We start from the raw sequence: 19,532 nt of genomic DNA, 5'->3' as shown, positions 1-19,532 counted from the left end.
CTTCCCGCTGGCTTGGGGAACGCATGTCGTCATGATATTGTTGTTAAATAGAATGATAATCAGCTAAAAAATTAAAACATATTTAACTGGATGGAAAATATATGGACTTGTTAGCGCACATGCGAGTCTTCCGCCGGGTCGTGGAGCGTGCCAGTTTCAGTAAGGCCGCCGAAGACCTGCGGCAGTCAACCGCGGCAATCAGCAAACAGGTGCGCCAGCTCGAAGAGCGTCTCGGCTCCTTGCTGATCATTCGCACCACCCGGCGTATGAGCCTGTCCGAAACCGGCCGCGCCTACTTTGCCGAATGTTGCCGTCTGCTGGATGAATTGGATGCACTGGAACGATCGACGGCGACCGGGGGTGGCGAGGTTGCCGGGCGCCTTCGGGTCAACGCGCCGCTATCGTTCGGACTTAAGGTGCTGTCGCCAGTGCTGGCGCAATTCATGGCGCGGTATCCGCAACTGACGGTCGAATTGACCCTGGACGATCACCTGCTGGATGTTGTTGCCGAGGGCTTCGACGTGTCCTTGCGCATCCGCGCGACCTTGGTCAATTCGACGCTGATAGCGCGGCGACTGGGGGAAGTGGAGCAAATCATATGTGCCGCGCCGAGCTACTTGGCGGCGCGCGGCACGCCGCTCTGTGTCGAAGACCTGCGCCAGCACGACTTGCTTGCCTACCGCTTGGCAGATCATCCGGGCAGCTGGCATCTGGATGGGCCGGAGGGCGCGATCAGCATAGAGTTGCCGGCACGTTTTTCGGTCGATAACAGTTTGATGCTCAGTGACATGCTGCTGGCAGGAGTCGGGATAGGCGCGCTGCCTTCATTCGTTGCGCGACCTGCGCTGGAACGCGGCGAATTGACCCAGGTACTGCCGGAACATAAGCTGGCCCGGCGTAGTATCTTTGCGCTTTATCCCAGCAGTCGCCACTTGCAGCAAAAGGTAAGGGTGTTTGTCGATTTTCTGGCCGCAGCGCTAAGGGAAGCTTGAGCAGTTCAAGCCACGCCGGAATCGGCGATGGTGCAGCAGTTGAACAAAGTGAGGGCGACCGCTCATCATGCGCATCGTCCATCTCATACTTATTTTTATTCAGGAGAACAACCGTATGTCTAACCGCACACTCAATCTCGACGACACGCTGTACCAATATGTACTGGATCATTCGATCCGCGAGCATCCGGCGCAAGCGGCCCTGCGCGACGTTACGCGCAGTCATCCGTATGCGGGAATGCAGATTTCGCCCGAACAGGGTCAATTCATGGCGCTACTGATCAAGCTGATGGGGGCAAGGCGCACCATTGAAGTAGGCGTCTTCACCGGGTACAGCGCACTGACGGTGGCGCTGGCTCTGCCGGATGACGGCAAGCTGCTGGCCTGCGACATCAGCGATGAATACACGCAGATCGGCCAGCCATTTTGGGCGCAGGCCCATGTTGGGCACAAGATCGATCTACAGTTGAGACCCGCGCTGGAGACGCTCGATGCCCGTCTGGCCGCGGGCGAGGCCGGCCAATATGACTTCGCCTTCATCGATGCCGACAAGACCAGCTACGACGACTATTACGAACGCTGCCTGCAGTTGCTGCGCACCGGGGGGCTGATCGCCATCGACAACACATTATGGAGCGGCAAAGTGGCAAGCACTGATGCCAGCGCCGACACGGCCGCCTTGCAAGCGCTGAACATCAAACTGCATCAGGATGAACGCATCGACCTGTCGCTGCTGCCGATCGGCGACGGACTGACGCTGGCACGCAAACGCTGATTCTGCCGGTAAGGTCAGACCGTCCGGAAAGCTTGGCTGGCATTCGGCGCTCGTAGCTTTCCGCACAATCAGGCGATGAATCTTCTTACTCGAGGAAACGCCAACGCTCTCACTATCCAACAACACGATGTCCTTACTGCCAAGCGCATTCAAGACCAGTTGCTTGTCGAATGACGCATACAAACGCCCGAACTAAATTCTCATGCCGTCCAGACTGAGTGACTGAGTCTTCGTCGACGCGAATTGGCCGATGTCAGGAATGCTCTCTAGAAATCGGTTTTTCCAAAACGTGCGACGCCTTTGTTCATGCCCGGAGGATCGAGCGGAGTGAGATCAAGTTCGAGGGATGCCCCTATCCACTGAGCCAAACTTGTGTGGTCGGCGAGGTCGTCGTCGGTGAGCGGATGCACAAGCGCCGTGAGTCCCGATGCCTCGATGATGGGTCGAATCGCCGACAGATGCTCTTCTGTGAAATGGATTTCGAATTGGGGCATTGGATGCGGACCCGCCTTGTAATCCCGCAGCTGCCCGACAAAAAGAATCGGGGAAATGCCTCCAGATTCTTTTAATTCGCTCAGGCGACGGTGTACGGCTTCGGCGACAGCGCGATTGTCGAGTTGGTAGTAGATGTGTGCGTGGTAAGGAGCGTTGTTCATGTTGCTTTCATTTCGTAGCTTGTAAAACGGCTGGCCGACTAGTCGCATGATGCGTGATTTTACGTAGCATGTGAAATTGCAGCAAGGAAACGACAAGAGGGCAAAATTATTTTGATATACTGTATATATGTACAGTACTTGAAAGCCAGCCATGAGCCTCTTTGCAAGCGTGCAACCATACGCCCCAGTTAACTTGATGCAAACACCGCAACGCGCCCCTGAAGCGCCGGCCGCTTGTCCTATCTTATTGTTTCCAAGCAAGGTTCCTGCCAGGTTTCCCTCTCGGACAGCCAACTATTTCGAGGGCAGTCTGGACGCTAATGAATATCTGGTTAGGCACAAGGCTGCATCTCTCTACTTCACGGTGGAGGGCGATAGCATGAGCGGCGCCGGCATCTTGAGCGGTGATCAAGTCTTGGTCGATCGCTCGATAGGGCCGAAGCACGGCCATATAGTGGTGGCGATCATCCACAACGAATTTAATTTGAAGCGACTCTGCCGCTTGCACGACGCGATTGAACTGCGACCTGAGAATCCGGCATATGACGCGATTCGCGTCGGCGAGGACGACGATCTTCTCATCTGGGGTGTGGTTGTCGGCGTTGTTCGTAAAATCGCGGTCTGACTTCCTTACTTGGTTTTCCCTCGCGAAGAGGGCGCGTTCTCGACGCGAAGCAACAAGTCGGCGTGGTGATGTCCTGTGGACGCTGGAAAAAGCTTGCCGTCCAAGCGCACAAGGCGGCCCAAATACGGCCTAAGCTCGGCGTACTGTTTTTCATTCAATACCAGCTGAACCTCCCGCACAGCGGCAAGTCCGTCCATCTGATGTGCCGGGTCGGCGATCGTGCAAATAGCTTGCGGCAACGTTAAATAAAATCCGGTTTCCGGCTCGTCTCCTTGCGCAATACTTTCATAATTGGGCCTTCCGGGGAAAGTTTCCCTATGAAGCATTCCGGAAATAGCTGCACTGGCTGGTTCATACGCAAGGCAAGTTGCCTGCGCAGCTTGGGATGTTTGAGTAAGCAGTTGCGGGAGCAATACAAGTAAAGCGAATTTCAATATTTTCATTGAGTTTGAAGGATATAGGATGTTTGAAAAATGCTGGAGGCTGTGGAACGGCTGCTAGCGCAAGCTCGACACCAGCCTCCAAATTATTATTGTTTAGTGAAGCGCAACGACCATCAGTCGTTCGCCGATCACGCCGCCATTTGCAAGGTGCTGGGCCGGCACGACCATCAGCAGTTCTCCGCTCGCATCATTATCCCCGCGCAGATTTATCGTCATTTTCAATTGTTTGTCCAAGGCGACGAAAACATTCGATGCGGTGGAGACAATTTCATGCCGTCCCTGGTCTTCCACTTCGGCATACATTTGTCTGCCTCTGTAGAACAGGTTAAGTGTCATGCCATTGGAAAGATCGTACGAGCGCATATAGTCATAGAATTCTTCCGGCTGCATCCGATGGTACTGACTGGGGAGGTCAATTCGGAGTGTCGGGCCAGTGACTTCCACGGTTTGATTATCTGATGCTGTTTGCGCCGCGGCAGTCAATGAGAGCGCACTTAAAATTAAAATCAAGACAATGTGTTTCATGATATGCATCCTTTCTGTTATTGCTAGAAATGCAGATTCCGTCACGTACGTCATAAGGTCGGTCCTCCTAGGTCCGTACCAGCAAAAAATAAATATCCCTCCCTCGAAATATTTTACTTCTCCGTGCGACGGATATATTCATCTCAGGATGGCGCATCGTTATAAAAAAGCAGCTGGTTTTATATTGACCTTGCCGAGTGCCTTGATCTGCCTGATGTCGAGATCGCGTTTCCGTCGTAACGACATCTTGCGCTCCGAAACCAAAGCTCGGAAGGCGATCCCTCTGCTCAGCCAAAAAAAATTACAGAACCCTGTCAAATGTCACCTTGATTATGGCGATTTCTTTGCATATATTGATGCACGGAAATAATTTGCTTCCCATTTCCCCACCGCCTTTCAGTCCGTAAAAACCCCATCTTGCATGTGGCCGATCCGACCCGGATCGACGTCAGCGACTTGCTTCGAAGCGACGTCGTATCTGCTGCGATAGTGCGCTGATACCGGCAGCTATCGGAGTGGGATTTGACCGTTCACTGCAAGCAGTACCGATAAATATAACGCGAGGACAATATGTCGATGAAGCGAAAAATACGGTTTGCTGTTGCCTGTTCAGTACAAATTTTGATGTTCGGATTCGGCGCAAATCATGCGCTGGCCCAGAAAGCGCCGCAACGTGACATCGCAGCAGTGCGGTTGCCGCCCGATCAGGCGTATGACGACAAGACGCTATATGGTTTTGGCGCGAACGATGGGTTGCCGCTGGCACAGGTGACGGAAAACGCCGCGGTCACCCACCGACGCATTACGATCAACGGCAAAAATATCAATTACACGGCAACTGCCGGCCATCTGACCGCGACCGACCCCAAGACCGGTAAGCCTGAGGCGACCGTTTTTTACGTTGCCTATACCGCGGACAAGCAGCCTGCGCAAAAACGGCCGGTGACTTTTTTCTATAACGGCGGCCCGGGTTCTTCGTCGGTATGGCTGCATCTCGGCTCGTTCAGCCCCAAACGCGTCGTGACCGGCGATCCAAATACCCCGGAGCCGACGCCGTTTCCGTTCGTCGACAACCAGGAAAGCTTGATCGATACCACGGATATGGTCTTTGTCGATGCGGTCGGCACCGGATTGTCGGAAGCGATCAGTCCCAATACCAACCAGACTTTCTGGGGCGTGGATGCCGACGCGGGTGTTTTCAGGGATTTCATCCAGCGCTACATCACGGTCAACAATCGCCTGCAATCGCCCATTTATCTTTATGGCGAATCGTATGGCACGCCGCGCACCGATGTGTTGGCCAATCTGCTGGAAATCGCCGGCACCAAACTGACCGGCATCGTGCTGCAATCGGCTATTTTGAACTACAACTCGAACGCCGATATGAACGGTGGCTCGTATGGGCCGTTTTTCCCCGGCTATGCCGCGGTTGGCGCCTATTTCAAGCTGGTGACGCCAGCCCCCGGCAATCTGACCGCGTTCATGGCGCAGTCGCGCCGCTTTGTGGTGAGTCGTTATGAACCTGCGGTGGATGCGTTTCTGGCCTCGCAAAAGCCGCCTTCAGCCGACCTGTTGAATCAGCTTTACTGGAATACCGGTTATCCGCAAGCGCAATGGAGCGCCGATTTCAATCTGGATGAAGGCACTTTCCGGCAGAATCTGATCCCGGGTTCGCTGATCGGCCGTTACGATGGCCGTGTAGTCGCAGTCAACGGCAGCCCGCAAGCGGCCGACGGCGATCCGTCCAGCACCTTGATTACGCAACCGTTCACCGATCGCATGAAGGATTACCTGCCGCACGACCTGAAATACAACACGGTCTCGAGCTACAACATAAGCAACGGCAATGCAATTCAGGTTTGGGTCTGGAGCCACGACGGTCTGGTCATGCCCGATACGATTCCTGACCTGGCGGCAGCCATGTACCTGAATCCCAAGCTCAAGGTATTGTCGGTGAACGGCTACCACGATCTCGCCACGCCGTTTTACAACACCGAGCTGGATTTAGGGCGGCTCGGTACGGTGCCGTATCTGCAGATCGCGCATTATCGCGGCGGCCATATGACTTACCTGTTTGATCCGTCACGCGTAGTCATGAAAGCCGACCTGGTCAAGTACTACGGCAGCGGCTCATGACGCTTAGCGAATTTCTGTAATTCGACTGGAAATGCCCGGGCAAGCCAACAGGCTGCCCCGGCTTCCTCGTGCAGTTCAACCTGTTCAGGCAATGATATGAAAAATTTTCTTATCCTCTCCGCATTGGCAATTTCTTCGCTGGCCGTGGTTCAGGCCAATCCGGCGGCGGCTCAAACCGCTGCCAACCTGTCTGCTGTGCCGTCCCGCGCAGGGATGGCGCAGTTGGGTGATCCCTATGTCCCGCCTCATGTCAAAGCCGCCGCACGGACCGCAGTGGCCGCGCCGGCGGTTGCCAGAGGCTCGCTGCAAACCCAGGCATTGCAAAAGCTGCAAGCAAAATTCAATGAGGCGGATACCGATAGCGTCGGTTCGGTGACCAAAGCCCAGGCCCAGAAGGCAGGATTCGGGTTTGTCGCCAACAATTTCGAGCAGATCGATGCCGGCCACACCGGGCGAGTCACGTTTGAGAATGTGAAAAGCTTTATGCGATCAAACGGGGCGAGCTTCTAGGCGTCGCGTGCCGTGGCTGCTCCCGCGCGGCGGTTCGGCTCAACGCTTGGGGCCTTTCATGCTCTCGGATTCCATGGCGGCTTTGTGCTCCTCACGGGCCTCAATGGGATCCATGGCGTCGTCGATGAAAGCCGCCGCGCGTTCTGCCGCCGCTGTCGTTTCGCTAGCGGCGGCGCCGAATTCGTCGTCGTCGTCGCTTGGAGGCTCCAGCATGTCTTTAAGCATGGCCGCCAGTTCCGGCGTATCCCACGGCTCGCCACGCTGCGTTTTCTTTTTTATGTAATGCCTAACTTCTGCGTCTTGCTCCGCGGTCAACGGAAGCCCGCGGAACGTGCTTTCAGGATCAATTTCAGGCATGGTGTTCCTCCTGGACTCTTCCAGCTCTGACTGGCCGCTATTGCGGTCATGGGGCCCCAACTCCCGCTTCAGCTATCGACCTACGAACGATCCGCCCGTGCTTATCGGTTCGGCCAGCGCCGTGGTGTCATCCTAGCCCTATTTGGCCTCCGGTGGGAGTGCCTCGGCTACCTTGCTGCCGGACTCCCGACCTGCTTGCACCTTGGATCAATCAGTCGCGAATTTCAACGCCGATCTTAACTAGCAGATGACCGTTGTCCCTGTGACGAGGGGAGTTTATACTGCCACCGCTCTGTAGAGACGCGCCGAAATAACTTGACCACTTCAGATTGATCCAACCATGAGCAACGCCAAATTTTCGTATGCAGCGCAGGTCAACACGCCGCTAAAGCGATGCCTGATCCGCGCGGTTGAAGTAGCCACCGGGCGCGTGCATCTGGAACGTCTGTATCTTGACAATCAGCGAGCGCCCAAGGCCAACGAAAGTTTTTGGGCGGCTTGTATCAGACGCCTTCAACTCGACGTGCAATTCGATCCGGCGGCCTTGGACAAAGCGCCGAAGACGGGCCCCCTGGTGGTTATCGCCAATCATCCGTATGGCGTGCTTGACGGCCTGACCATAACGTATCTGGTGGAAAAAATACGACAAGATTTTATGATCCTGGCCAGCGCAGTGTTGGTCCAGGCGCCGGAGATCCAGCCCTTTACTTTGCCGGTCGATTTGTCAAATAGGCCTGAAGCCCGCGACCTCAACCTGGCAACGCGGCGGAAGGCGCTTGCGCATCTTAAAAACGGCGGGTCCTTGATTATCTTTCCGGCGGGTCTTATTTCGACCGCGCCCGATCGTTTGGGGCGCAAACAAGCAATCGACCCGCCTTGGGGCACTTTTACCGCACAATTGATTCAGCGCTCACAGGCAAATGTTTTACCGATCTTCTTCTCCGGACAAAACAGCCGCATGTTCCAGATTGTCAGCCATATCAGTCGTTCGCTCCGCCTGTCGCTGATTTTTCACGAAGTAAAAGCACGGATCAAAACCTGTTTGCCGGTCGCCATCGGCGACGTCATTTGCTATCCGGAATTGGCGTCAGTGGGGGACAACAAAACCTTGATCCAGGAACTTCGACGGCGCACCTATGCGCTAGGGGCTGTCGATGCCAGAACTTGTGAATCAATTCAGGCCTGACGTTTTCTGACGCGCATTTTCATGCCGTGAGCCGGGCGCATCGTAAGGCGTACCTCTGGCGCGACCGGATGACCGGGGGCAAGGTCGAAGCGAAACTCCCGCAGAAAATGACCAAGGATCACCAGCATTTCCGACATCGCAAATCCCATGCCGATACAGACTCGCGACCCGACGCCAAAAGGCAAATAAGCGTAGCGATCAATGTCGCTCCGGTTTGCCCCAAGAAAGCGCTCGGGGTCGAACACATCGGGGTCGTTCCACAAGGTCTGGTGGCGATGCAGGACATACGGGGCCACGGTGACTATCGTCCCCGCGCGTATGGCGGTGCCGGCCACCATGTCGTCGTGCAAGGCGACGCGGCTCATCATCGAAACCGGCGGGTAAAGCCGCATCGTTTCTTCCACCACAGCCTTGGTAACGGGCAAGTGAGCGGTAGGGGCGGCTGGATCAAAACAGGCATCAATTTCCGCCTCGACTCTTGCGCGCCAATCCGGGGCTTGCGACAGAATATAGAGCGTCCAAGTCAAGGCGTTGGCGGTGGTCTCATGGCCGGCGCCAATGAAGGTCACGATGTTGTCCCGCAGTTCTTGCTCGCTGATGAAGCGGCCCGTATCAGGGTCTTGCGCTTTCAGCAGCAGAGTCAGTATGTCCGGCGGCGCATCCGCGCCAGACGCCAACAGATGGCGACGGTTTGCGATGATGTCGTTAACCACACGTGCCGAAAACTTGAGAGTGGCGCGCCCCCGCAGGCGATTCAGGCGCGGCAGGAAATCAGGCAATCCCAGCATGTCGAAGGCGTCGAGTTGACCCAGCGTATCGAAATACCGTGTGATCGCGTGCTGGAATTCACTGGCGTCCCGCCCCAAGCCTTGGCTGAATAAAGTGTGTTCCAGCATTTCGAGCGTCAATCGCCCCATTTCCAGCGACATATCGACGAAGCTGCCATCCTGGGTTTGTCGCAGCCGTTCCACGGCATGGGCTGCTACGCGTGCTTTGGCTGCAGTGAAAACCTGAATCTGCTGCGGCGAGAAAAGTGGCGCCAATATGCGCCGCTGCCGCCGCCAATCCTCACCGTTGGAGGTCAGTACCCCCGCCCCGAGCGCAGGGCGGAGCATCCTCAGCTGCAATTCGTTCTTGGGGTAGTTTTTTGCATTGTCGAGAAAGACATGACGAATGCCGGCAGGGTCACAGACCAGCGCACGTTTGTCGACGATCGTCTGCCGGACCTGAATCGGCAATACAAAATCCTGGGCCGACCAAATTTCGAGCACATTGCGACGTAGCGCCATCAGCAGTTGCAGCGACCCAAGCGGACTATCGTGCGGCTTGGGGGCTGGGGGGCGAAAGCCGGATTTGCTTGCGACGACGGTCATGCGGGAAGCTTCCGTTGACATCGGCGCTATCAATTAAGAAAGCTTTGCGATCCGGAAAGAAACTTGGCCAGCAACTGCTCAGGTGGCGCGTCTTCGACAAAAAGCGCGCTATTGATCAGGCATCCTACGGCTCCCAGCTTATGCGCATGCGCGTAATCCTCAGCGCCCCGCACGCCGCCGTCAAGCACTACTGGCACAGGCAATGCGCAGATCCGTTCGAATTCATTTGCATCCACGATCCCCAATCCGTCACCTATGCCGCTGCCCATCACTCGCAGTAGCGGGCAGCCGAGTTCGACTAGCGTTTCGGCTGATTCGTAGTCGTTGTGGAGCAGCGGCATGATGATCAATTCCGGAAGATCCTTCCTGAGTTGTTTTACCGCCTTGATCAATTCCGCATTGTTTGATGTGCGCAGGTCATTATTCAGAACCTCGAGCTTGACGACCCGTTCGCCGGTTAAAGCGTAGGCGAGCTTGGTCTTGTCAATTGCCGCTTGCGCGCTTGTCTGGTGGTTGATGTTGAGCATGATGACCATCTCATCCATGCTGATTTTTTCGGCCAACTGATCAAATTGCACGCCGCCAAATCCAATGTTGAGACCGCTCCGTCCGGAGGCCTGGTCCAGCAAGTGGGTATTAATCGGGAGCACATTGGTTTTTGATGCGGACAGCATATTAAGAACCGTATCGAGATCCACCTTATGCATGTAGTTTCCAAAACAATGCCAGATTCGCGTCATGCGGAGACCTGCGACATCGAAAACCGGGTTGATGGTATTGCTCGGCATTTCTATTTCCTTATTTTTTAAATTGATGTTTTCCACTAGCTTTGTGTTTCAAGTTGCCAACGGTTGATTTGCCGCAATGTTATCAGGTAGCGCCGCAGCTATATGGATAACGGCATTTGTTCTTCGGGTAAGCAGAATACGAGAAAAATCCCACCTGTCAATTCAGACTGGTTTCTGCGTGGAAATAACGACTTAGAATCGTCGGCATTGCTCCTCATCCTCGCTATTCATCGTCCGACTGCGTCTCTGCAGCGGTAGCGGCGTTGCTGACGAACGTGCGGGCCGTCATGCCGATATCCGTGCCTTTGCGGCTCTGATGCGTATGAGGTCGAGGCATGGTCTTTTTAGTTGGGTAACTTAATCTAAACAGGAGGGGACAAATGCCGAATCACCTTGGGCAGGCACCGACACGCTGGGCGCGCGACTATGTTTTCGATATCTTGAGCGAACTGGGTATCCACCATATTTTCGGCGTACCGGGCACCAATGAAATCCCGATTATCGACGGCACCTCTTATCCGGAAAACAAGGTGGAGTACATCGAGTGCCTGCATGAAAACATCGCACTCGGCGCGGCCATGGGCTCGGCCCGCATGACCGGTTTGCCCGGGGTGTTGGTGGTGCACGTCACGCCGGGTATTGCGCATAGCATCGGCAATTTATTCAACGCGGCGCGCTCGCAGGTGCCGCTGGTGATTTTATGCTGCCAACAGCAAAATGAACTGGTCACCCAGGAACCACTGCTGGCATCCAATCTGGTTGATTTAGCCAGGCAATACACCAAATGGGCGCATGAAGTACGTGCCGCCGAAGAGCTGCCGCTGGTACTGCAACGAGCCTTTAAAGAAGCGATGGCGGCACCGAACGGCCCCGTTTTCGTATCGATTCCGTGGGAATTCACGATGCGCGAAATTGGCCCCGACGACAAGATCAAGGGCGTAACGCGTATCTCGCCGCATTTCACCGGCGCGCCGGAATCGATTACCCAGGTCGCCACGGCGCTCAGGGAAGCAAAAAATCCCATCATCATCGCCGGCGATGCGGTCGGTTATGCCAATGCCTGGACGGAATTGCAGCACATGGCGCAATTGATCGGCGCGCCTGTGTTGTTGCAAACCTTTAGCAGCGTGGCGAACTTCCCGAATGACGATTGCCATTGGCAGGGCGAATTGCCTGGCACCCAGGCGGGTGTGCAAGGTGTGTTCAAGGATCATGACGTGGCATTTCTGTGCGGCTTTAGCAACCAGGCGCAGATCACGATTTTTAAATATTCGGATGGCGCGTTAATTCCGCCAGCGGTCAGGCAGGTTTATCTCAGCAATAACATTTGGGATATAGGCAAGAATTATTATGGCGAAGCGGCGGTATTCGGCGACATTAAAGCGACGCTGCCGCTGATTAATGCGGAGCTGGGCGCGACGCCGTCTGCCGCAGCTGCTGCGCGCAACGGGCATTTGGCCGCGCTCGCGGCGAAGCGGCAGCAGCAGTGGAATATGTACTTTGTCGAAGCGCTGGCGGAGCCGAATATTCTGGCGGTAGTGATTGCACAGGCTTTGCGTGAAGAGATCAACAAACGCGATCTGAACAAGAAATTTGTGTACGTGCATGAAGCGGTTTCCGACCCCGCACCGTTCCAGTATTTGCTGCCGTTCGGTACCGCAGGCGCAGCACCGATCAGTTACTACTGCGTCGGCGGAGGTTCGCTGGGTTGGTCGATGCCGGCGACGCTCGGGATTAAATTAAGCCAGCAAGGATGGCAACAGATCGATGCCGAATTTGTGGTGGCGGCAACGGGCGACGGTTCTTCGCTGTTTTATCCGCAAACCTGGTGGACCGCAGCGCATCGAAAACTGGCGGTGTTGTACATCATTACCAATAATCACGAATACCATACTCTGCAAAACGGGCTGAAACAGTTGGTCGCGGCGTATGGCGATGCGCCCGGCTATGAATGGCATCCGAAAGACAACAATACCGATCCCTCTTATTTACGCATCGAAAGCCCGGTAATGGATTTTGTTGCGATTGCAAATGCGCTGGGCGGACTTGCCGGCGAAGTGGTGCGCACCCCGGAAGACGTCAAAGCCGCCGTGCGGCGCGGCATGGACCATGTTTTGCATCAGCGGCAAGCTTATATTCTGGATATGCGCACGGCCCAGAATCCGCCGCCGCCGCCCAGCACGGATGACGCCACCGGCAGCACAAGAGCGCTGGTACAGCCTGCCTTGAATGTGTTCCACCAGCAAAGCCAGCTACTGAGTAACGCAGGGCCTGACGACAATCAGAATGCGCCGGTGATTTTCTAGGCCGTGTCAGGTGTAAGCGCAGCACTCGGGCTACTGGCGGGCATTGGCATGCTATCCGCCAGTCTCCTGGGATTCGTTTGTCCATTTACTTATAAAAAAAGGGATATGCATCATGGCAGATGAAAAAATTGATATCGCCATCGTCGGCGGCGGCGTTTCTGGCGTGTATAGCGCATGGCGGCTGCAACAAGCCAATCCAAAACAAAAAATAGTGGTGTTTGAAGCAAGCGACCATATTGGCGGCCGCTTGCTGTCGGTCACGCCGCCCGGCATTCCCGATATGGTGGCGGAACTGGGCGGCATGCGGATTCTGCCCGAGGTGCAGCCGTTGATCGGCACCTTGCTTAAGGTGCTGAATAAGGCGCTGCCGGAGAACGAACAAATTACGACTTATCCGTTCCCGGTCGACCAACCGCAAAACATCGCCTATTTGCGTGGCACGTATTTGCGCCTGTCCGACTTCACCAGCAATCCGGATAAAGTGCCGTACCGGCTTGGCTTCCCGAATCACGGGCAAACCGCCGGTTCCATCATGATCAATGCGATCGAGCAGATTGTGCCGGGCATTACCAATAAAAAGTTAAGCGAAGAGCAGCGCCGCGAAATGGCGCAGCAAGCCAGTTTCGCCGGCAAGCCCTTGTATCAGCAGGGGTTCTGGAATGTATTGATGCGGGTCATTAACGGCGAATCGTATCAATATTCAATGGATGCGGGCGGTTACGACTCGACCTTGAGCAATTGGAACGCCGCCGACGCCATTCCCTGGTATTTGTCCGACTTTGGGGCCGATTCTGTGTACGAGGGCTTCACCAAGGGTTTCCAGCAGGTGCCGCAGGTTCTGGCTAAATTCTTCACTGATGCGGGCGGTGAAGTTCGGATAAACAGCAGCGTATCGGCGCTTCAAAGTGTGGACGGCGCAGTTGAATTTCAGGTCAACGGCAGGTCGGTCCGCGCCAATTCCCTGATCCTGGCGATGCCGCGCCGCTCGCTGGATTTGCTGGCCGACAGCAGCCCGATTCTGCAAGAAATCAACGGCTTGATTGCTTCGGTCACTCCGCGTCCCTTGTTTAAGTTATTTACCACCTATACCAGTCCATGGTGGCGCGCTGCCGGATACACCGAACCTGACGGTACCGTGGTGCCGGTACAAGCCGGGCGCAGCGTGACCGACATACCGGTACGGCAAACCTACTATTGGCCGAAAAGCAATGGCGCACCGGTTAAAACCGGACCCGCCATGCTACTGGCCAGTTATGACGACGGCGACAATACCGGATTCTGGGACGGCTTGCGGCCGCAGCGGCATAAATACAAATCCAAGGGGCAGCAGGTCGCCAAAGTGGACGAACCGTTTGTCGCCGAAAACCGGAAACACAATCCGGAACTGACCTGGGACCAATATCAGGCGCCATACCGCATGGTGACCGAAGTGGCGCGCCAGCTTGGAACCATGCATGGCTTGAGCTACACACCAAAAGTACAGGACGCCTGCTTCCGCGATTGGGGCGACGACCCGTTCGGCGGCGGCTGGAACAGCTGGAACATCGGCGTAAAAAGCTGGGAAGTGAAACAGAAAATCATCCAGCCGTTCAGTCAGCAACACTTGTATATTTGCGGCGAAGCCTATTCCGATGCGCAGGGTTGGGTGGAGGGAGCGCTGCAAACTGCGGATATGATGCTGGCGAAATTTGGGCTGGAGAGATTAAAGAAACCGTAATTCAGTCTGGAATGAAACAAAGCCCGGCAAATGCCGGGCTTTTCATATTGCGTATCGAGTGTCCACTAGTGATCACTTGGGCAGCGGCGGTATCGGGATCGCACCCGGGAAGACGTAGGCTTGCAGCATGGCGATCACGCCGATCATGGCGGCGCCGGCGATCGAGTACCAGAACACCTTGCGGAAAATCGGTCCGAGCGCATGCGCGCGCTCGTGCGGATCGTCGTAGCAGGCGGCGCAGGCCACCATGATGGACTGGGCGTCTATCATCTTGCCCATGACGCCGCCGGTTGAGTTGGTCGCCACAATCAGGATTTCATTCAGATGCAGCTGTTGCGCCGTGATTCGCTGCAGGCTGCCGAACAAGGCGTTGGATGCCGTGTCCGAGCCGGTCAGGAAGACGCCCAGCCAGCCCAGATAGGCGGCAAAGAACGGATACATCGGGCCGGCATTGGTGAAAGCCAGACCCAACACCGCGTCCGTGCCCGAGTAGCGGGTCAGAAAGCCGAGTCCCAGCACCAGCGCGATGACCACCACCGGTGTCGCCATGCGGCGTCCGGTGCGGACCACGGCCTCTTTCCACTGCGCTGCGCTCAATCTGAGAACCAAGCCGGACAAGATCGCGGCAACGAACACGCCGGTCCCCGCGGCCGACAGCCAGTTGATGACGAAACGCGCCGCCTCGGGCTTGGCGCTGGCCGCAACCACCGGAGGGGTGCGCTGCACCAGATTGTGCAGCGCCGGCATATCCCAGGTCGGCAAGGACAGGGTGCCGGTAAACGGCGAGCCTAGCAGTGTGGTCTTGAATGCGATGCCGGAGAACAGCGCATTCAGATACTTCTTCCATTCGGGCATGCCCCATACCGCGCAGCAGATGATCAAAATGGCCCACGGCAGCCAGGCGTAGATTGTTTCCCCCACGCTGTACGAGTATTTCCAGGCGCTGCGGTCAGTCGTGACGGCTGCAGGCGCGCCGGTTTTCGCGAGCGCCTCGCGCTCCGATTTCAGCAGGAAGCGGGTCTTCGGATGCCAGACAAAGCGCAAAAACAAAGCGGTGCAGATGACCGAGAAAACGCCCGACACGACATCGGTCATCAGGTGGAATTGATTGGTTCCAGAGGCCAAATACTGCATCAGCGCAAACGACCCGCCGGCGCACAGCGTGGCCGGCCACACCTCGAACACTTCCTTCCACGTGCCGCCCTCCATCTTCACAAAAACAGCGACCAGCCAGAACGGCACCAGCATCGAGATCCAGGGTAACTGGTGACCTGCCATGGCGGAGAGCGTGACCTGGTCCAGGCCGCTGACGGACGCCAGCACCACGATCGGTGTGCCGATCGCGCCCCAGGCGACCGGGGCGGTGTTGGCGAGGAGATTCAGCACGGCGGACTGGAACGGCTTGAATCCCAGGCCCACCATCACGGCGCCGGCGATCGCCACCGGCGTGCCGAAGCCAGAGGTGCCCTCGATAATCGCGCCGAAAGAAAAGGCGATCAGCACACACTGGAGCCGGCGGTCGAAGGAGATTTGAATGATGGATTCCTTCACGATCTCGAACTTCCCGGTGACCACGGTCATCGTGTAGAGCAGCATCGCGCCCAGAATGATCCATATGATCCCCAGGAATCCCGAGAGCGAGCCCAGTGCGAAAGCCGACGCCGCTGCGGCAAGCGGCATCTTGAAGGCGATGCAGGAAACCAGGAAAGCGGCGGTTACGCCGAACAATGCCGCGTAAGGAGCGGGGATGCCCAGGCGTTTGGTTCCCTGGACGTCGCGATGTGGATGAAGGGCAATGAAGTACAACAAAGCGGCAATCGGGACCGCTGCTACCAGGGTGGAAAGAAACACGTTCCCCATCGGGTTGTAACTTTGGTAATACATACATTCTCCTCGTGGCGGAACGCAGTGTTACCTATCATTTTTGTTCACACTTTTGCAAGTGTCAATCTACCAATCTGTCAATCGCTGCCGCGGCTTCGGATAATTGCTGGAGGGCTGCTTGTGGCCGGTCGTGCGATATGAAAATCAGCCGCCGGCCCGTCGTGTGGCCTGCGAGTCAGAGCCGCCGGCTCGTGTCGATTGCAGATCGAAGCCGCTGTCGCCACTGATCCACGTGTCCTTGTCTCGGATAATCGCCTGGCAGGGAAGGGAGGGGGTGACGACGCTGAAGCCGGGTAACTTGCGAACAGCAGTTCCTATCGCGATCACTTCGATCAAGCCCGAGCCGAGTTCGACAATGTAGGTTTTGGTCCCGACCACTTCTTCCGCGCCGACTTCCGCTGCATCCGACTTCAAGCGGTCGAACACGTTCTCTCTGGCATCGTAGATCAGCGTGGTCAAGTCGCTGATCTCGCCTTTGATAAACCCTTTGAACATGGCTTTCAGCCCGCCGATGGCGCCGAGCGAATAGACCGAAGTGGAGATCAACAGCTTGACCGGTGCGTAACCAAGGCTGGTCATCGACCACAATTCTTCGCCTGTCAGGTCGCTGGAAACCGGTGAGTCGTAGCATGCGGCGGGCAGGCTGGGATGCATGGCTGCCGTGCCGGTCATGTACATCTCATGGATGCCGTTCAATTTCTTGACGTTGGTTTTGACGCCGATGACGGCGTTGGCGCCTACCTTCTTGGCCTGGTTAACCAGGCGCTCAAGCGCGTGATGCCGGGTGGCGTTGAAGATGTCGCTGAATTCCTTGATTTCTCCACGCACCATCGTCTTTAAGGTGCCGGTGATTCCACCCACCACGCCGACCGAGTAAGCGATATTTCCAAAGGCAAAGTGGATCGGCTGGTATCCGGCATCCATGTGGCAATACAGTTCTTGCGCATCGCCGGCGCTGGTGAACATCCTGCTTGTACTGTGCCCAAGCACCCCTGATCCGACAAAGAGGAACTCGGAATTTCCTGCCAGCGCTCGCAGTTCCGAAGTGACGCCAACCACGCCATGCACGCCTTCGCGTTCGGCCTCTTTGGTCATCCGTTCAAACGCCGCTTCGCGTCCGGCATGGATCATGTCGGTTATCGCCGGAACCTCGCCACCCAAGGCTCCTCGGAAGGCAGAGCCCAGACTGCCGAGGACACCCATAGACTGCACGCTGTTGCCAACCACAATCCCGGCGGGCGTGAATCCTTTCAGGTGCATGCAATAGATTTCATTACCAGATAAGCCAGTGACCTTCGGTTGCAGCATATGCAGGATTCCTTGGTTGGAAATGCGATTGTCGATTTACGGCATGTGTTTGGCCGAATCAGCTGCCGCGAGAGAATTTCGCCGTGAGTTGGCTCAATTTCTCGGCGCGTTGGCGCGCTGCCTGATCTAATTCACGTTGAGCTTCTTCTGCCTTGCGCTGAGCTTTGCGCAGCTCGGCATCTTTTTTTGCACGCTCCAGCAGAATTTGGGATGCGTGGGTGCGATGGATTTCGGTGACTTCGCCGGCGGCATTGCCGTCGAGGTCAAATCTGACGGTCGCCTTCGCCATTACCTTCAGATACCGCAATGAGTTGGTGTGAATCCCCAGCGCGGTGCGCATAGTCTTGCGGTCAAGCTCGGGGAGTTGCGCGATAAGCTGCTTGTCGATGCCAATGGCCAGCGGCATGCACTCGCGGAAAGCGGCGAATTTCTCTTGAAATTGCTTGAGCAGGATGCGTGCGGACTGAAAAGGGCTGAGGGTAGGGTTGGTGGTATTCATTAACAATAATGTGTACTAGATATTCCGGGTTGCGCAGCATAGCACGGAGCCGTTCCAAGCTGCGAGCATGAGCCCGATCCAAGAGGCTTTGGCGCCGCCGGCAGACTGCCGGCCACGGGTTTTATGTCACGCCGCGCAACGCGTGCATCGTGGGAGCGGGGGCAATATTGACGGTTCATTCATGCTAGGATTTCCAATCATTGATACGGAATTTAGAAAGGTTACCGATGGCTACTATTCGAATTTCCCCGACTGAGATTCAAGTCGATGACACGATTTACGTATTCGCCTCGGCAGACCATGCGGATGCTTTTGAAGCATGCATTGCGGCTGCGGATACCGAGTTTTGTGCGACGGAGCATCTGCCGTTGAGTACCAAGCCTGCCGATACCCGGTCGCAGGATATGACGCCTTAGCATTGAATGTTCATGCCGGAACCGGTTTTCGTTCAGGTAAATTGCTGTCTGAATGCTCCTTCCGTCCGCCGCGGAGCTTGGTTGCGTTTGTGCGCCAAAAAAATCTCAGAGCGGCATCAGAATTGCAGTTGGTAGAGCGCGATCATTCAAATACACTAGCGCAACATTTGAAACATTTGATTTGATAAGAAATAGCTCTATGACCGGTAACAAGTATGACTTTCAGGACAATGAACACCCGATCGATCCGCTAGTACGTATCGAAATTGAAGCGACCCTTGCCCGGGTCGAGGCCGAACATTCGGTAAAAGTGCTATTCGCCTGTGAATCAGGCAGCCGTGGCTGGGGCTTCGCTTCGCCCGATAGCGATTACGACGTGCGCTTTATCTATGTGCACCAAGTGGATTGGTATCTGACCGTTTTCCCGGGGCGCGATGTGATCGAACTGCCGATCAACGATGTCTACGATGTCAGCGGCTGGGATTTGCGCAAGGCATTGGGCCTGCTCCGCAACGGCAATGCCACGGTGGTGGAATGGCTGTCGTCGCCGGTCATCTATCGAGCCGATCAAGCGTTCCTGGGCGCGGTGCGTGCTGCAGCCGAACAAGTGTATCGGCCTGAGCGCTCGTTCCATCACTATCTGCATATGGCGAAGAAGAATTATCGCGAGCATTTGCGCGGCGATCTGGTTCGCCTCAAAAAATATCTGTATGTGTTGCGGCCATTGCTCGCTTGCCTGTGGATAGAGCAGCAGCGCGGCGTGGTGCCGATGCGCTTTCAGGACCTGGTTGACGCCATCGTCACCGATAGCGCGCTGAAAAATGCGATTGAAGAACTATTGACGATCAAACGGCAAGCGCTGGAGTCCGAGCAGGGATTGGCGATGCCGGTCATAAATCAATTTCTCGAATTCCATCTCGACCGCTTGAGCCATGCGTTCCCGCCACCCGAACAGGAAGAGCGGGACTTCACCGTGCTGGATCGCTTGCTGCACGATACCGTGCTTGGCGGCGCCCTCCCTTTAATCTGAGACATC

The 19,532-nt window shown here is 56.0% G+C and carries 18 protein-coding genes; 9 read left to right on the top strand and 9 right to left on the bottom strand.

The window, feature by feature from the left end; translation table 11 throughout:
- Nucleotides 1–101 precede the first annotated feature (101 nt).
- Both ACFPM8_RS08140 and ACFPM8_RS08135 read left to right on the top strand, forming a co-directional pair.
- Nucleotides 102–992: a LysR family transcriptional regulator gene (locus tag ACFPM8_RS08140; protein ID WP_378996899.1), complete on the top strand. Its 891-nt coding sequence runs from the start codon at nucleotides 102–104 to the stop codon at nucleotides 990–992.
- A gap of 115 nt (nucleotides 993–1,107) precedes the next feature.
- A complete protein-coding gene (locus tag ACFPM8_RS08135) occupies nucleotides 1,108–1,767 on the top strand; it encodes a class I SAM-dependent methyltransferase (RefSeq protein ID WP_378996897.1) in 660 nt (219 codons plus the stop codon).
- Between the two features lie 266 nt (nucleotides 1,768–2,033).
- Here ACFPM8_RS08135 and ACFPM8_RS08130 read toward each other — a convergent pair whose 3' ends face one another.
- Nucleotides 2,034–2,423, bottom strand: coding sequence for a DOPA 4,5-dioxygenase family protein (locus tag ACFPM8_RS08130; protein WP_378996895.1), 390 nt, complete (start codon nucleotides 2,421–2,423; stop codon nucleotides 2,034–2,036).
- Nucleotides 2,424–2,574: 151 nt separating this feature from the next.
- Here ACFPM8_RS08130 and ACFPM8_RS08125 point away from each other — a divergent pair, with 151 nt between their 5' ends.
- Nucleotides 2,575–3,048 (top strand): LexA family protein, encoded by a 474-nt coding sequence (locus ACFPM8_RS08125; RefSeq protein ID WP_378996893.1) that lies wholly within the window; start codon nucleotides 2,575–2,577, stop codon nucleotides 3,046–3,048.
- 5 nt (nucleotides 3,049–3,053) lie between these two features.
- Here ACFPM8_RS08125 and ACFPM8_RS08120 read toward each other — a convergent pair whose 3' ends face one another.
- Together ACFPM8_RS08120 and ACFPM8_RS08115 are read right to left on the bottom strand one after the other, a co-directional pair.
- Nucleotides 3,054–3,491, bottom strand: a complete 438-nt coding sequence (locus ACFPM8_RS08120; RefSeq protein WP_378996891.1) for a DUF4431 domain-containing protein — start codon at nucleotides 3,489–3,491, stop codon at nucleotides 3,054–3,056.
- 93 nt (nucleotides 3,492–3,584) lie between these two features.
- Complete coding sequence (locus ACFPM8_RS08115; RefSeq protein WP_378996888.1) at nucleotides 3,585–4,016, bottom strand: hypothetical protein; 432 nt, start codon at nucleotides 4,014–4,016, stop codon at nucleotides 3,585–3,587.
- Nucleotides 4,017–4,640: 624 nt separating this feature from the next.
- On the opposite strand from ACFPM8_RS08115, the gene ACFPM8_RS08110 reads away from it, so the two are divergent.
- Nucleotides 4,641–6,152: a S10 family peptidase gene (locus ACFPM8_RS08110; RefSeq protein ID WP_378996886.1), complete on the top strand. Its 1,512-nt coding sequence runs from the start codon at nucleotides 4,641–4,643 to the stop codon at nucleotides 6,150–6,152.
- A 96-nt stretch (nucleotides 6,153–6,248) separates the two neighbouring features.
- Nucleotides 6,249–6,662, top strand: a complete 414-nt coding sequence (locus tag ACFPM8_RS08105; protein WP_378996883.1) for an EF-hand domain-containing protein — start codon at nucleotides 6,249–6,251, stop codon at nucleotides 6,660–6,662.
- A 39-nt stretch (nucleotides 6,663–6,701) separates the two neighbouring features.
- Here the strand turns inward: ACFPM8_RS08105 and ACFPM8_RS08100 are convergent, their stop codons facing one another.
- Nucleotides 6,702–7,019 (bottom strand): hypothetical protein, encoded by a 318-nt coding sequence (locus tag ACFPM8_RS08100; protein ID WP_378996881.1) that lies wholly within the window; start codon nucleotides 7,017–7,019, stop codon nucleotides 6,702–6,704.
- Nucleotides 7,020–7,359: 340 nt separating this feature from the next.
- Here ACFPM8_RS08100 and ACFPM8_RS08095 point away from each other — a divergent pair, with 340 nt between their 5' ends.
- Nucleotides 7,360–8,205, top strand: coding sequence for a lysophospholipid acyltransferase family protein (locus tag ACFPM8_RS08095; protein WP_378996879.1), 846 nt, complete (start codon nucleotides 7,360–7,362; stop codon nucleotides 8,203–8,205).
- Here ACFPM8_RS08095 and ACFPM8_RS08090 read toward each other — a convergent pair.
- Both ACFPM8_RS08090 and ACFPM8_RS08085 read right to left on the bottom strand, forming a co-directional pair.
- The gene (locus tag ACFPM8_RS08090; RefSeq protein WP_378996877.1) at nucleotides 8,196–9,494 is read right to left on the bottom strand and encodes a cytochrome P450; all 1,299 of its coding nucleotides are present in this window, start codon (nucleotides 9,492–9,494) and stop codon (nucleotides 8,196–8,198) included. The genes ACFPM8_RS08095 and ACFPM8_RS08090 overlap by 10 nt on opposite strands.
- Nucleotides 9,495–9,607: 113 nt before the next feature.
- Entirely contained in the window at nucleotides 9,608–10,402 is a 795-nt protein-coding gene (locus ACFPM8_RS08085) for a beta/alpha barrel domain-containing protein (RefSeq protein WP_378996875.1), read from the bottom strand.
- Between the two features lie 344 nt (nucleotides 10,403–10,746).
- Here ACFPM8_RS08085 and ACFPM8_RS08080 point away from each other — a divergent pair, with 344 nt between their 5' ends.
- Together ACFPM8_RS08080 and ACFPM8_RS08075 are read left to right on the top strand one after the other, a co-directional pair.
- The gene (locus ACFPM8_RS08080) at nucleotides 10,747–12,672 is read left to right on the top strand and encodes a thiamine pyrophosphate-binding protein (protein ID WP_378996873.1); all 1,926 of its coding nucleotides are present in this window, start codon (nucleotides 10,747–10,749) and stop codon (nucleotides 12,670–12,672) included.
- Nucleotides 12,673–12,784: 112 nt separating this feature from the next.
- Nucleotides 12,785–14,389: a flavin monoamine oxidase family protein gene (locus tag ACFPM8_RS08075; RefSeq protein WP_378996871.1), complete on the top strand. Its 1,605-nt coding sequence runs from the start codon at nucleotides 12,785–12,787 to the stop codon at nucleotides 14,387–14,389.
- A gap of 72 nt (nucleotides 14,390–14,461) precedes the next feature.
- On the opposite strand, the gene ACFPM8_RS08070 is transcribed toward ACFPM8_RS08075, so the two are convergent.
- The 3 genes from ACFPM8_RS08070 to ACFPM8_RS08060 all read right to left on the bottom strand — a co-directional run bounded on the left by ACFPM8_RS08070 (nucleotide 14,462) and on the right by ACFPM8_RS08060 (nucleotide 18,080).
- A complete protein-coding gene (locus tag ACFPM8_RS08070; protein WP_378996869.1) occupies nucleotides 14,462–16,273 on the bottom strand; it encodes an L-lactate permease in 1,812 nt (603 codons plus the stop codon).
- Nucleotides 16,274–16,417: 144 nt separating this feature from the next.
- A complete protein-coding gene (locus ACFPM8_RS08065; RefSeq protein ID WP_378996867.1) occupies nucleotides 16,418–17,581 on the bottom strand; it encodes a heavy metal-binding domain-containing protein in 1,164 nt (387 codons plus the stop codon).
- A gap of 58 nt (nucleotides 17,582–17,639) precedes the next feature.
- Nucleotides 17,640–18,080, bottom strand: coding sequence for a ProQ/FINO family protein (locus ACFPM8_RS08060; protein WP_378996865.1), 441 nt, complete (start codon nucleotides 18,078–18,080; stop codon nucleotides 17,640–17,642).
- A gap of 615 nt (nucleotides 18,081–18,695) precedes the next feature.
- Here ACFPM8_RS08060 and ACFPM8_RS08055 point away from each other — a divergent pair.
- Entirely contained in the window at nucleotides 18,696–19,526 is an 831-nt protein-coding gene (locus ACFPM8_RS08055) for a nucleotidyltransferase domain-containing protein (protein ID WP_378996863.1), read from the top strand.
- The last annotated feature ends 6 nt before the right edge of the window (nucleotides 19,527–19,532 follow it).

It is taken from the genome of Paraherbaspirillum soli, from assembly GCF_042654985.1.
GTDB lineage: Bacteria > Pseudomonadota > Gammaproteobacteria > Burkholderiales > Burkholderiaceae_D > Paraherbaspirillum > Paraherbaspirillum soli.
This window is presented reverse-complemented; position numbering and strand designations above follow the sequence as displayed.